Raw genomic sequence first — 13,266 nt, 5'->3', positions numbered from 1 at the left:
ATATCCCTCCTAAAATGCAAAATTACTTAATGTAGTGTTTTCTAATTTCGTTAAATTCCTTGTTTCTACATCTTTTAATAATAGGTATGCAAATAAATACTCTATTGGCAAATGGGCAGGTTTGGATAAATCTATTTGCTTTTTTAAACTGTCTAAGTCTGTAGGTATCCCATATTCTCCAATAAATTTAAGAACTATTTTACCATCTATAAAAGATACTTTTACATTACCATTTTTCCAACTGTTGCATATTGCTTGAAGCAAATTTAAATCTGCCTTACCTTCACTCTTCCATCTAGCCGATATTATAGAATTTTTTTCATCTTCCTTTAAAACTGGGTCTAATTTAATTCCCATCTCACTTGCTAAAAGGTCGGCTCCCCATGTCATTGTAGAAAAATTGAATTGTTTTTTTATATCAACTAAAACATCTTCTATAGTATCTATTTCAATTCCACTAGACTTACACAATTCTTTTATAAAAGGATCTTGTCTAACACTTTTATGTAAATTTGCTATTAACTGTTGTTTTGCATTCATTTTTTCACCTCGTTATAACAAAGTTACAGTACCCATTACAGCTACTTCTTCTTCTCCTATAATCACATTATTATTTATACTTCCATTTACTTTTACGTTTTGAACATCAAGTACACCATTTGCACTAAGTATTAGAGAGATTACTTTAGCATTACTAACATAGTTTACAATTGTAGAAAAAGCAATTTCTTTTAAATATTCTGTTATTTTATTAGAAATATTTGCTTTAATTTCTTCATCTGAATAACCATTATCTTTAGATATGGAACATGCTATATCTATATTCTTAGCTATGGCAGATACCACTGAACAGTAATTACCTATTGCCGATTGACCAGTCCCAGTGCCCCATAAACTCCATGTGTTTGTATTAGAATCATATTCCCCTTTAGGATCTATGTATTCTTGTACTGTATTAACCAAATCTGCACTAGCTGGTTGCATGTTTGAATCTATAATTATAACTTTTACTGTTAAATCTCCATTCCACAAGGGTATTACTTTTGCATTCCCAACGCCTGTTACACTTTTAGCCCAATATATAAAATGCGCTTGGTTATTAGATGTTATGGGGTTTCTTAAAGCATCATAATACCTTTGTTTTAAAGCTTCATCTGTCTCTTCCTCAAAGCCGTCATAACTTGCATTAGGATTAGTTACTTCTGTAAAACCTGGTAAAGTTATAGGAATTTGTGTTATAGAGTTAGCCCCAACCATTCCTATAACTCCTGATTGAGTACATTCAGCTAATATACTGCCTATTTCTGTTATAGGTTTTGTTTCTAAACTAATAAATTGTATGTTATTAGCTGTACTAAATAAATCGCCCTTTTGAATTTTACCCGTACCTTCTAGTGCTAGAACAACTTTTGCTTTCGTTGCAACTTTCCTTACTGTACCTTTATTGTCATAGACTCTAGCTGTTAGATCATCACCAGATAAATCTTTAACTAATCTTAAATTAGCTATAGACAAGGCATATTGATATACTTTAGCTAATTCTATAGCGTTAGTTTTAGTTATATCATAAGTTAAATAACCTACACTTTTTTCATAAATATTAGATATATTATTAAGCATATCTTGTAATATCTGTTCCTCTGTCTTTACATTTGCACTCAACTTTTCACCTCCTAAGCAGATATATTAATAACTTCATTGCTTTTTAAAACCACAGAAAAATCTACATTCAATGTTGTCTTTTTTTGTGTTGTTACAAAGTTTTCAATGTGATCTACATATCTGTGTCTTGTAACTGCTTCTTCAATTTCTCTTTTTAATTGTGATATTACAAACCCATCTCTTTTTTTACCAAGTAGATCTTCTACATCACAATGAAAATTTGTATTTTTATATATTTTATACTTGTTTTTGTAAGCTCCTAGCACAAAATATATCCATTGCTCCACCGCTTTTTTTTCACTACATTCTACTAATTTACCATCTCTCATAACATATTGATTTTTTTCAAAATCAAATAAAAAAACCTTACCTAATCCAGTAAAGTTGTCTGTATCATTATGCTGTTTTATATTTATATTAAAATTTGGAAATATAGCCACTATATCACCTCTATTCTACTGTATCTATTGCAAAATATTGCTGATTATTTGTACTTGCCATAACCAATATTCTTTTACCTATATCCCTACTATCTAATATTTTATTTTTAGCTGTAGTAGTGAGTGTTAGATCAATACCTTTTGTTAATAGTACTTCACCACTTAGAATACTAATCTTAATAGGATTTATACTAACTATTTTCCCTACAACTATTCCTATATACTCTTTATTATCTCTTTGCTTAAGTAATTTAGAAAATTCTATAGCATAATTCATTTATAGCACCTACCATTTGAATGTAATCGAAGCTTTATAAACTCCATTTTCTAGTGTACAATTACAGTTTGTAATAAGCCTTGCACTATTAATATTATATTTTTCTAGTTTAAAATCTACTAACCTATTAGCTCTTAATAATTCTGCATTTTTTATTGGTATAATGTCTAATGTTAACTCACTTTCAGCAGATACATGTGTTTTAAGATATTTTTCAGCTATGTTATATGCTTGTGATTCGTTTTGATTTTCTTCTAGTTGTATATGCTCTGTTACAAGTCCAAAAGTTTCGCTAGCCTTTTTATCTTCAACAATACTAATTATTCTAGTATCTTTTTCATCTTTACTTACAACTTCTACTTTTGTAATTGTGTTCTCTATACTCTCCTTAAATGTTGCTCCATTCCCAAGTAAAAATTTAGTAGATATTTTCAATAAGTTTATGTCGTTTTTTACTTTGAAAATATCTCCATCCATTTCCATATATAACTTTTTACCAGTTTCTTTTGTATATATCTCTCCTATATCCTTAATAATGTCTAATAAGGTTTGACTTTTATATATCTTAGTAATCTTTGTGATAATATTATGTGGTATGTCATGTTTAATGCTAAATTTACTACACACTTGTCCCATTGCTATCCATGCTGGTATATTATTAAATTGCATAATGGTTTTATTTTTATTTAAATATCTAGCAAAATCCATACATGTATAAGCATATATATTGTTATTTTGTTCTATAGTAATTACAGTTCCTATGAAAATATCTTTATCGTTTATTTTTAAATTAATGTAATTACCAAAATTTAATTTTTTTATGCTGCTAAATGTAAGTTGCATACCAACTGTTTCACTATCTGTACTCCAATTTATTCCACCACAAAATTCTAATATATCTATTAATTTATTATCTTTTAGTGTGTAGAGATTATATTTGTTCATTATAATCCCTCCACTCATTTAGTGTAATATTTAATTGATAGTCTTTATTACTATCTATAATCCAGTTAAAATCTCCTATTAGACATTTTACATCCCATATAGTTTGTTTATCATCTACAACTATATAACGTATAGGATCTTGAAAATACATTTCGCTAAAGAAAAAACTAATCATTGTGCTTGCATATTCATTGCTTTTACAAAAACTATATCGTTTTGGCGTATTTGGTGCTAATAATTCCAAAGTCGTACTAAAAGATTTTTTTTGCCCTGGAAAATTAAAAGTACCATTATTAAAAGTTTTAAAACTTTCATTTTCCATACCATTACTTATTTCTGGAATTGTCGGTGGTAATATTGGTACTTGCATTACATTTTTTCTGTCTAACGTAGAAAAATATATATCTATAATAACCACTTCCTTTTCAATTTAAAAAGAGTGGTTATTACACCACTCTATATAGTACCTAAGTCCATTGTGTTTTTAATTTTTCTTACTATTATATTTCCTAAGTTGTCTGCATATTCTTCATTTCCTATAATATTACCTTGTATTACTATATTTACAGCTATGCCACTTCCAGTAGCATTAGTTTCTTTCAATAAACTTTTTGAAGCTTGATGTGTCATAACTTTACTTCCGTTTGGGAGAGACACTATCTCTCCACCACGTTCGTTTATTTGCGCTAATCCACCAGTAAAATACTGTGTTCCCTTAGCAAATTTAGGTATCTCTGGTATATTTGCACCCTTAAATAGTCCGCCCACACTAGAAACTTTATTTATACCACGAATTACTAAGTTTATAGCGCTTATTATCCCATTTAGAACACCTTTTGCAATTGTTTCTAATCCTTTCCATATTCCACTAAATATACTTTTTATTCCTTCCCATGCTCTACTCCAGTTCGCAGTAAAAACTCCTGCAATAAAATTTACAATTCCTCCAAAAATTTTCGTTAGTGCTTCTATTATTCCACCTATAACAGCAATAGAATTAGATATCAAATCTACTATGAATGGGAAAACAGTACTAAAAGCAACAGAGAACACACCCATTAAAAATTGAGCCACTGGTGCTAACACGCTTGCAATTAGTGCTAAGATAGTTTGTCCTATTACCATTAATACAGGTAGAATGTAAGTTGTAAAGAAATTAAATAATGGTACTAAAACACTTTGCCAGATTTGTGTTAATATAGTCCACAAACTAGATAACACTGTTATAACCACATTACCTACCAAACTAGCAAATTGAATTAAAACTGGGAGTATATAAGTTATAAAAAATTGCCCTAATTCAATCAGAACAGGAAGGATATTAGTTGTAAAATAATTAACCATTTGTTGTAAAACAGGAAGGATATTAGTTGTAAAATATTGTCCTATTTGCTGCAAAATTGGAAGTATATTATTCTGTATAAATGCTCCAACTTGTGCTATTATTTCTCTAAATTTTGCAGAATGTTTATACAATAAAATAAGACTAGCTATAATCACCCCGGCTATTAAAATAAACTTCCCACCAGCACTTAATTTTAAAGTGCCATCTGTTAAAATGATCATGTTTCTTACACCTTTAATTGATAATTTTAACAAATTTAATATTTTTATTGCTGTGTAAAAACTAGCAAATACTATTATAAAGTCTAATATTTTTCCTTTATTTTCTGTAAAGATTTTCCCTAATTTTGCTACTATATTTATTATCTTATTTATAGTCTTTCCAACCTTATCTGCTATCTTTTCTAAGCTTCCATCTGCTTGTAATTGTTCCATTTTGTTAGATATTCTATCTACTACTTTTCCTAAAGTTCCTCCACTTGTTAACATTATACTTGTTGTCGCATTTTTAAATCTTTCTTTTAGTTTACTTATTCTATTTCCTAGACTTTGTTCCATTATTTTAAAAGCTTCATCTGTAGCTCCAGTGCTATGTTTCATAGCATCTAGAGACTTAACAAAATCTATATTCCCTTTACCAGTGAGGACTAATGCTCCAGATAGTGCTCTAACATTTCCAAATAGTTTACCCATAGTCTCAGTATTGCCTTTTGTCTTGTCTTTTACCTCTTGCAAAAATTTAGCAAAACCTTTTGATTTAATAGCACTAACAGAAAAATCTATTCCTAGTTTCTTAGCTGTTTTTCTAGCTTCATCACCAGGTTTAATTACACTGGTAAATACAGCTTTTAGTGCTGTTACAGCTTCATCAGTTTTAAGCCCATTTTTTGTAAGACTTGCCATCCCTGCCATTAATTCATTTATACTAGCACCAGCAGATTTTGCAACAGGGGTAAGAGAGCCCATAGATTCAGCTAATTCTGCCACTGTGGTTACACCTAGATTTTGTGTAACCAATAATTTATCACTTATGCTCTGCATAGCTTTCTGCCCCGTCAAACCATAAACATTCATTGTTGACATTAAAATTTTCAAAGCACTATTAGAATCTGTAAATCCAGCTTTGGCAAGTTTAGCTGAATCTATGCTTGCTTGAATACTTTCAGCTGCTTTTACACCCGAAGATATAGCAGAATATTGTGTTTCTGATAATTCTTGTACTGATATTCCAGTTTTATTCGATGTTTTAAGTAAATCTTTTTGTATATTATTTAATTCTAAAGCATTTTTAGCAATAGATTTTACTTTTCTAGCTCCTCCATCAAGTTCTTTTACTCCGTCTAATCCTACTTTAAAAATGAATGCTCCTGCTAATGCTCCAGCTGTAATTCCTAATTTTACAATTTTGTCTCCAAATTTCTCAAAATTTTTAATAGATTTGTTAGTAAATGCTGCAACTTGTTGATTTGCTCGTTTTACTTCCTTACTTGTGTTTTGAACATTTTTATTTACTTTTACAAGTCCACCACTTAACTTATCTTGAAGAGACAAAACTACACCTATCGTTTTACTTGCCATTCATTTTCTCACCTCATTTCTTGGTGAAAATAAAGAGGACAGCAATTATTTTTTACCATCCCCTAGTACTGCTTTTATTTTCATATTGTCATATTCACATTTTTCCAAATTATGAACATTCATGCTTTGTATAAAAAATTCTTTTTCTAATGCATTTAAATTAAGAAGATAGTCTAGTTTATGCCCTCGACATAAAAAGAAAGAAACCCAATATAGTTCCCCATACCTAGCATTTTCCCCACTACCCTCTTTTATTAGTTTTTTATACTTTGTTTTATCTCTTCTGTATCTATATCAAACGCGTCATTAACTTTTCGTGCTAAAGATATAGTATCATCTATACCAAACAACTTAACGCATATGTCATAAGGCTCTACGCATTCTAAATCCTTTTGCAATTCTGAATCATGTAAAAATTCACAAGTTTTGTATAAAAACTCTTTACTCGCTTTTAGCATCGTTTTATAACTTACATCTCTTATATCTTCATCTTTAGACATAGTTACGCTGTTAGCGAAAGCTTCTTTAAAATCTAAAAATTGACTATCGGAAGGTCTAATAAATGTTAGTATTCCAAACCCTTCAATCTCTAAATCTACTATTTTCTTTCTATTGTTATATTTATTTAGTGCTTTCTTTCTAAAATCATCTAATGTTAATTTTTTTAATTTATTTTCCATATATTATCATCCTTTCTTAATTATATTAATTCTAAGTATTCAAATGAGCTAGCTGAAAATGGTAATTCCTCTTCAATCATAGCTTTTGATTCTAATTTTGCTAATTGTAACTCTGTAAATGTTACATCATATAGTGCTAATCTTTCTACATTCTCACCGTTTACTTTAGCTGTTGTTACTACAATTTTTATATTCGGCATATTCCCAGTCCTAAACCCTTCGGCTAATAGTTTTTGTGCCCTACTATCAATCTTTTTCAATGTGATAGAACCTTCTATATTTGTGCCAGTGTATCTTTTATAAGTATTGTTATCACCAACAAAGTTTACATCCTCATATTCTGCTGTTGCTTTAGCTTCTATATTAGTTATATTCGCCCATTGTTCTGTATTTACCCACACATTCCCTTCATTTCCACTTATAATTTCTTTACCCTTATCTGCCATATTTTTTCTCCTTTCATATAAAATAAAAAAGAGTAACTTTACAGCCACTCTCTAAAATAATTCAATGCCAAATTTTATGTTTTCTATAGATTCATTTAGTTTTATATCGCCTTTTAGAAATACAGACTTATGAAATGGTGTATTTTTAACTTTTTTATCTGTCCATGCATCAACTACATCACCTTTTTCAGCTTTCCATGCTTTCCTTTGTTCTTCTATATTAATCAAAGATTTATTGTCATAAGTTTTATCCAATATTTCTTTATCCTCTAAATCATCAAAATATGCATTTATGGAAGGTATAAGTACATTATTCTGCCTATCTGCTGTATTCTTATATGCTCCAATATAAGCCTTAAAAGCTGTGTTTAAATCATTTTGAATTAAATGCATAGCTTCTACATTTTCAATTGATGTAAAAACACTTGGATTATCCGCATCTATTTTAGTTAAACTATTTACCGCTGTAGATATTCTCACAAGACCTTCGTCATTTATTAAACATAATTTACCGTTTTTGATTTTAGTGTCTACATCATCTATTATAGAAACTTCTTTTAAATTTTTTAATTCTAAGTAAGTAGCACTTCTACTTAGAGAAAGTCCTGCAAATATTCCTAACAAACTTGGTATATATTCTAGTGCATCAGCTTCTCCTCTATCACCTGTAAATGTCACTTTTGCATTTTCTAATTCTATAACACATTTACAGTCACTTGCTGTTGTAATTTGTGTTACTACTGCCTTATAAGTTTTTTTTAGCTTCTCTTGCTCCTTAACAAATTGTGCAATTTTATCTTGATACTCTTTTACATTACTACCTATATAATCTATCTTTTGTGCAGTTATATATTTTAACGCTTTATTGATATTATCATCTTGCGTTTCTGTAGCTGAAGCTACTGGAATTACAGTAACCTCCATAGGTACTCCATAAAAACAATCCTCTATAGATTTTTTATTTGCTTCTGTATATTTAGTACCATCTATATCTGTACTAAGTTTATATTTTAATATTTCTGTAGTAGTATCTTCTTTAATCAGCAAAGCTACCCTACCTCGCTCACTTCTTTGTATAGCTGTGCCTGCTAGTCTCTTAAAGATTATATCAATACTTGGCTGTTCATTATTTGTCATAAAAATCACTTCCCTTCTATTGTATTATTTATGGATATATCTTCTATAACTTCTCCACACTCTTCAATTTCTGCTATGTCTATTAAATCATTTAAATTTAATATTAGTAATCCTTCATCTTTTCTTAGATCATAGTCACATTCAAACATATGAATATAATAATCATCTGTTATTTTAATACCCTTTAAAAAAATGTCGCTCAATAAATCTTGTACTTCTAAAAGTTCAATTTTACTATCTTCTCTGTTTTTCGCAAAATAAAAGAGTTGCAAACTAAAAGTCCTTTGTTTACAACTCTTATTTATTAAACCTGTTTTATTTTCAGTAAAATTTACATATAACGAAGGCCTTTCTATATTTTCTCTAATGTCTGTACTCGCAAATATTGTATCTTTATAATCTGTATCTCTTAAACCTTCTGTCACTTGTTTTACAACTGCTTTATTTATTTCTTTAAGCGTTACAATTGTAATCGTCCCCTATCTTTACTAATCAAATAGTTCGTCTAAAAATTTATCTATACTATTATAATAATCATTTTCAAAGCTTTCTGCTGATTGCTCTATAAAATGAAATCCTGGAATGAATTTTTCGTTCCCATTTTTAGCTTTATGCATCCAACCATCGTTAAGCAAATGTGCGTGTGGGGAACTATTGTAAGCTCTTATAGCTAAATCTTTACCTTTATATTTATACAACTTACCAGCTTTAAAACCTTTTTTTAAATTTCCAGTTTCTTCTCCTATACCTTTAGATGCAAAAATTTGCTTATTTTTCTTATTTAATTCTTTAGCTTCTTTTCTTAAAAATGCTTTAGCTTCTTTAGGATATTCTTTTTTTGCTGTATTTAATAATTCTCTATTGAATTTATCTAATTCCCTCATATCAAATCCATCAAGCATATTATCACCATCTATTCATAAATAATTCTAGTCTTAATTTCCCAAAAATCATTATTTTTATAATCAGGATAAAAATCTAAAAACTCATATTTAAGTCCATTTTTATCTTTAAAAAACATATTAATTTTAGGATTTTTAATACTTAATTTTCTGCATTTTATCTTTTGTATAGTAGTAACTTTTTCTACATCGGTTTCGCCTGTTTTGCTTGTAGAACCATGTTGTGGAACTATGTTACACCATATATCTTTAATTTTTCCTTCTTTTACATCTATTTCATCTAACTCATTTTTAAAAGGTACCATTCCCCATAGTCCAAGTTGGATGTTTAGTTTTGAAGTTTCCATCATATCACCTACTCACAATACTTTAACTGATTAAGAATAGATTTTATAGTATACCTTACTTTATTAGATACCTTACTTTCTTGCATAAAACCTCTGTTGTCATACCAATCAGAAATAAGTACCTTGCAGAATAATTTTGCTAAAGGATTAGTATTATCAAATTTTTTATCCGTGGAATTTTTAAGATATAATTCAGCACCAGTAATTAAATCTTGTATATAATTGTCTTCCGCCTCATAATCCACCTTTAAAAACTCTTTAGTTTCTTCTAGTGTAAGTATCATCTAACTCCCTCCTAAAACAGACTTTAATTAAGCCCCTGTAGGCAATGCTAATTTTATTTTTATTACTGCATCTGTATCTTTCTCACCACCATCAAGTCTTGTTATAACTCTTGCCTTAGTAGTATTAGTTTCAAATGCTCCAGCCCCAATATTTGTTGTTAATAATTCATAATTATCATCATAAAAATACTTATAAGCTTCCTTTAAATCTCCTAATAATATAGGAATATTATCCTCCTCTGTTTTAAGAGTCGTATTTAAAAGTTCTGTAACTGGAAGTCCTAGAAATAAATATTGTGTTGGTTGCTTTGGATCTAGTTGCAAATAAGGTCTACCCATCTTATCCTCTAAGCTATCTAAGTAATTGAATCCATCTTGGTTTGTTATCCACTTTGCAGTTGGCTTAAATATATTTAACAATTCTACATTCTTACATTTTTTAAAATCTTTTAAACCTGCGGTAGCTGGTAATGATACTTCTTTATATTTTGTAGATGTCATTATCCCTTGTGCATCTTTGCTTGTACCAGTACCATATAAGATTTTAATATTCCTAGTTATTCTAACTTTATCAACTAACCAGTTTATTAAGAAGTTTTCTAATTCTTGCCCTGCAAACTTCAATAAATCGTTTGGGATTGTCATTAATCCAGCAAAATCATGTAAATCGAATGACATTCTTTCTAGTTTTGGATTATCAACATTCTCTATAGTCCCATATTCGTCTAAATTCGTAAGAGGTGTTTGATCCGCTCTCTTTTCATATGTTCTTTGTCCTTTTCTAGTAAATACTTTTTCACTATCAACTAAATTAAATAAATCTGTGCTATCTTTTAATCTTTTATTAATTTTAACTTGAATATCTTCTGGAACTGCAAACCCACCATCTTCATTTACATTTTCACTTATTTTATTTTGTTGGTCTTCTGTTAAGTCTAGGCCTTGTAACCCTCTTTGTTTTAATAAGCTATTAGCTACTGCTTTAGTAAATAATGATCCATTATAAACTACTTTATCATTTGTATCTGTAACAAGTGGTGTTCCTTTTCCTTCATCATCTAAACTGTTATCTATATTATCTTTTCTCTTTTGAGCTTCTATTTTGGCTTGTAATAAGTCAATTTCATTTGAAATATTTTCTAATTCCTCTGTAGTTACTCCCTCCTTATTTAATAATTCACCCATAGCTGTATTCTTTTGATCTAATTGATTTAATAATCCTCTTAATTCTTTACTCATTATTCATTCCTCCTTGTTTTTGGCAAAATAAAAAACTAGCTACATTTTTATTTTTAAAAGCTAGTCTATTCTTTAAATTATTTAATTTTTCATTTTCTAACTCATTGGTATTGCTTTTATTATTTATCTTGTTTGGATTATCAATACTGTTTCTAATTTTTTCAATAACATCTTTGGGCAACATCCCTGTATTCTCGCAACTATTAGTTAGTTTATTAGTTGTATCAAACATTATTTCATCTACAAAACCTAATTCTTTTGCTCTTTGTGCATTCATAAATGTTTCTTTATTCATTAAGTCTAACAATTCTTCTTGTTTCATCCCTGTTTTTAGCATATATGCATTAGAGATTGCCTTATTACATTCCTTTAACATTTCTGAACCATGATCCATTGCTCTATAATCACCTTGAATAATTCCAGAGGCATTATGTATCATGATTCTTGCTGTAGGAGAAATTTTTAATATATCTACACCCATAGAAGCAACACTTGCTGCACTTGCTGCCATTCCAACTATTTTACCTGTAGTTTTTCCTTTGTAATCTTTTAACAGAGTATAAATTTCTGAACCAACATCAACATATCCTCCAGGACTATTTATAATTACTTCTAATTCCTCGCCATTAGCATCTTTAATAGCTTTTTCAATATCTGTTGCGCAAACAGCTTCAATTCCAAACCAATCATAAATCCATTTTTCATCACTAGAAATTATAGGACCTTTAACATTTACTTTAGCCATTATTTATCACCACCTTTATTTTTTATAATAAGCTCCAATATCTTTAAGATATTGCATATTACCATTACAAATTAATTCATCGCCTCCCTCTTTTGCTTCATCTTCTTCTAGTTCCCTTACTTCATTAGGAGTTTTAAATCCACTTTGAATAGCTACTCTATAGGCGTTGTATCTTGTTTCAATATTAGCTCTTAAAATTGCATCTACATTGAACTTAAGATAATAACCTCGCCTTATTTCTGTATTTAAGAATAGCTTATAAATTAATTCTTGCTCATACATAGTAAGTATTGATTGCAAAGTATCTATATAAAATCCCCTCTGCTGCTCTGCTATATTTGTATGGGTTGCTCTATCTAAATCATTAAGTTGGTGCATTTTAACACCGAACATAGCTGCTATTTGCCTAATAGTTAATTGACTATTTTCTAAGAATTGAGCATCAACTAACTTCTGGCTTATAGGCTGAAACTGGTATCCAATTGGCAACATTGCAATTCTATGAGCATTTTTTAAGCCACTAGACATTCTTTCAAAGTTTTCTATAAATGTTTTTTCTGCATTTGGATTCAAGTCCCCAACATATTGAACTAATCCTTTAACTTGAAGTCCATTTTTAAAAAATTTGTTTATATATTCTTCGCTAGATTTACCATTTTGAATTAGATGTTTTAATTGGTCTATTACGCTTAACCCAACTATTCCATCTGTAGTTAATCCTTTAAAATGTAGTAATTCATCACTTTTAAATTTAATTTGATGTCCTAAATTATCTGTGTAGATATACCATATTTTATTACTGGAATTTAAAAGTCCTACATCATCTACAAAGATTTGCATTTTAGAACTATCTAATGGATATAAACCAGTTACTTGACCTCTATTATTAAAATCTAAAGCAACATAAGCATTCCCGTAAATATTTCTCTGAACCTCAACACATTTCCAAAAATCACTAGCACTCATGTATGGATTAGGTCTTAATTTTAATAATGGTCCTAAATAATGATCTACTACTTTTTTAATTCCATTTTTATTTTGGTATATTTTTATAGGTAACTTACTAACTGTATCTGAAAGAACTCTTAAACAACCAAATACAGTAGCTTGTTTTAAACTGTTTTTACCTTGTATATTTATATCTTCTAAGTTAATTCCAAGCCATTTTAAAAGTTCTTTATCGTCTAAGCTTATATCTCCTGATAATGAGTTAACTGTATTTCTCCTAAATAACATTTAT

General features: G+C 29.1%; 17 protein-coding genes. All 17 read right to left on the bottom strand.

The features are described 5' to 3' along the window. Window positions 1-9: 9 nt before the first annotated feature. On the bottom strand, window positions 10-540 hold the full coding sequence (locus tag OW729_RS05025) for a DUF2313 domain-containing protein (protein ID WP_268060366.1): 531 nt from the start codon (window positions 538-540) through the stop codon (window positions 10-12). 12 nt (window positions 541-552) lie between these two features. Then, window positions 553-1,662, bottom strand: a complete 1,110-nt coding sequence (locus OW729_RS05020; RefSeq protein WP_268060365.1) for a baseplate J/gp47 family protein — start codon at window positions 1,660-1,662, stop codon at window positions 553-555. Window positions 1,663-1,673: 11 nt separating this feature from the next. Further along, window positions 1,674-2,102: a DUF2634 domain-containing protein gene (locus OW729_RS05015; protein WP_268060364.1), complete on the bottom strand. Its 429-nt coding sequence runs from the start codon at window positions 2,100-2,102 to the stop codon at window positions 1,674-1,676. Between the two features lie 10 nt (window positions 2,103-2,112). Next, window positions 2,113-2,379: a hypothetical protein gene (locus OW729_RS05010; RefSeq protein ID WP_268060363.1), complete on the bottom strand. Its 267-nt coding sequence runs from the start codon at window positions 2,377-2,379 to the stop codon at window positions 2,113-2,115. 9 nt (window positions 2,380-2,388) lie between these two features. Further along, window positions 2,389-3,324, bottom strand: coding sequence for an XkdQ/YqbQ family protein (locus tag OW729_RS05005; RefSeq protein ID WP_268060362.1), 936 nt, complete (start codon window positions 3,322-3,324; stop codon window positions 2,389-2,391). Beyond that, on the bottom strand, window positions 3,311-3,742 hold the full coding sequence (locus OW729_RS05000; RefSeq protein WP_268060361.1) for a hypothetical protein: 432 nt from the start codon (window positions 3,740-3,742) through the stop codon (window positions 3,311-3,313). Before OW729_RS05000 ends, OW729_RS05005 begins: the two co-directional genes overlap by 14 nt. A gap of 38 nt (window positions 3,743-3,780) precedes the next feature. After that, complete coding sequence (locus tag OW729_RS04995) at window positions 3,781-6,246, bottom strand: phage tail tape measure protein (RefSeq protein ID WP_268060360.1); 2,466 nt, start codon at window positions 6,244-6,246, stop codon at window positions 3,781-3,783. Between the two features lie 254 nt (window positions 6,247-6,500). Next, complete coding sequence (locus tag OW729_RS04990) at window positions 6,501-6,926, bottom strand: hypothetical protein (RefSeq protein WP_268060359.1); 426 nt, start codon at window positions 6,924-6,926, stop codon at window positions 6,501-6,503. Between the two features lie 20 nt (window positions 6,927-6,946). Then, window positions 6,947-7,372 (bottom strand): phage tail tube protein, encoded by a 426-nt coding sequence (locus OW729_RS04985; RefSeq protein WP_268060358.1) that lies wholly within the window; start codon window positions 7,370-7,372, stop codon window positions 6,947-6,949. Window positions 7,373-7,423: 51 nt separating this feature from the next. Then, a complete protein-coding gene (locus tag OW729_RS04980; protein ID WP_268060357.1) occupies window positions 7,424-8,509 on the bottom strand; it encodes a phage tail sheath C-terminal domain-containing protein in 1,086 nt (361 codons plus the stop codon). Between the two features lie 5 nt (window positions 8,510-8,514). Then, window positions 8,515-8,958, bottom strand: a complete 444-nt coding sequence (locus tag OW729_RS04975; RefSeq protein WP_326498358.1) for a phage tail terminator family protein — start codon at window positions 8,956-8,958, stop codon at window positions 8,515-8,517. Between the two features lie 39 nt (window positions 8,959-8,997). Further along, window positions 8,998-9,411, bottom strand: a complete 414-nt coding sequence (locus tag OW729_RS04970) for an HK97 gp10 family phage protein (RefSeq protein WP_268060355.1) — start codon at window positions 9,409-9,411, stop codon at window positions 8,998-9,000. A gap of 11 nt (window positions 9,412-9,422) precedes the next feature. After that, complete coding sequence (locus tag OW729_RS04965; RefSeq protein ID WP_268060354.1) at window positions 9,423-9,758, bottom strand: hypothetical protein; 336 nt, start codon at window positions 9,756-9,758, stop codon at window positions 9,423-9,425. A gap of 8 nt (window positions 9,759-9,766) precedes the next feature. After that, window positions 9,767-10,042 carry a head-tail connector protein gene (locus OW729_RS04960; protein ID WP_268060353.1) on the bottom strand — a complete coding sequence of 92 codons (276 nt, stop codon included), beginning with the start codon at window positions 10,040-10,042 and terminating at the stop codon, window positions 9,767-9,769. 27 nt (window positions 10,043-10,069) lie between these two features. Continuing rightward, entirely contained in the window at window positions 10,070-11,281 is a 1,212-nt protein-coding gene (locus OW729_RS04955) for a phage major capsid protein (protein ID WP_268060352.1), read from the bottom strand. Further along, entirely contained in the window at window positions 11,274-12,026 is a 753-nt protein-coding gene (locus OW729_RS04950; RefSeq protein ID WP_268060351.1) for a head maturation protease, ClpP-related, read from the bottom strand. Before OW729_RS04950 ends, OW729_RS04955 begins: the two co-directional genes overlap by 8 nt. A gap of 15 nt (window positions 12,027-12,041) precedes the next feature. After that, a complete protein-coding gene (locus tag OW729_RS04945) occupies window positions 12,042-13,262 on the bottom strand; it encodes a phage portal protein (protein ID WP_268060350.1) in 1,221 nt (406 codons plus the stop codon). Window positions 13,263-13,266 lie beyond the last annotated feature (4 nt).

The organism is Clostridium brassicae, from assembly GCF_026738875.1.
GTDB lineage: Bacteria > Bacillota > Clostridia > Clostridiales > Clostridiaceae > Clostridium_H > Clostridium_H brassicae.
Note: the sequence above shows the minus strand (reverse complement) of the source record. Positions and strands in the feature narration are given on the sequence as shown.

Bases quoted from the DNA above. Each gene is read 5' to 3' on its own strand.
- OW729_RS04980 (WP_268060357.1), bottom strand. From the start codon at position 8,509: ATGACAAATAATGAACAGCCAAGTATTGATATAATCTTTAAGAGACTA.
- OW729_RS04965 (WP_268060354.1), bottom strand. From the start codon at position 9,758: ATGGAAACTTCAAAACTAAACATCCAACTTGGACTATGGGGAATGGTA.
- OW729_RS04960 (WP_268060353.1), bottom strand. From the start codon at position 10,042: ATGATACTTACACTAGAAGAAACTAAAGAGTTTTTAAAGGTGGATTAT.
- OW729_RS04985 (WP_268060358.1), bottom strand. From the start codon at position 7,372: ATGGCAGATAAGGGTAAAGAAATTATAAGTGGAAATGAAGGGAATGTG.
- OW729_RS04950 (WP_268060351.1), bottom strand. From the start codon at position 12,026: ATGGCTAAAGTAAATGTTAAAGGTCCTATAATTTCTAGTGATGAAAAA.
- OW729_RS05010 (WP_268060363.1), bottom strand. From the start codon at position 2,379: ATGAATTATGCTATAGAATTTTCTAAATTACTTAAGCAAAGAGATAAT.
- OW729_RS04945 (WP_268060350.1), bottom strand. From the start codon at position 13,262: ATGTTATTTAGGAGAAATACAGTTAACTCATTATCAGGAGATATAAGC.
- OW729_RS04955 (WP_268060352.1), bottom strand. From the start codon at position 11,281: ATGAGTAAAGAATTAAGAGGATTATTAAATCAATTAGATCAAAAGAAT.
- OW729_RS04970 (WP_268060355.1), bottom strand. From the start codon at position 9,411: ATGCTTGATGGATTTGATATGAGGGAATTAGATAAATTCAATAGAGAA.
- OW729_RS05025 (WP_268060366.1), bottom strand. From the start codon at position 540: ATGAATGCAAAACAACAGTTAATAGCAAATTTACATAAAAGTGTTAGA.
- OW729_RS04990 (WP_268060359.1), bottom strand. From the start codon at position 6,926: ATGGAAAATAAATTAAAAAAATTAACATTAGATGATTTTAGAAAGAAA.
- OW729_RS05005 (WP_268060362.1), bottom strand. From the start codon at position 3,324: ATGAACAAATATAATCTCTACACACTAAAAGATAATAAATTAATAGAT.
- OW729_RS04995 (WP_268060360.1), bottom strand. From the start codon at position 6,246: ATGGCAAGTAAAACGATAGGTGTAGTTTTGTCTCTTCAAGATAAGTTA.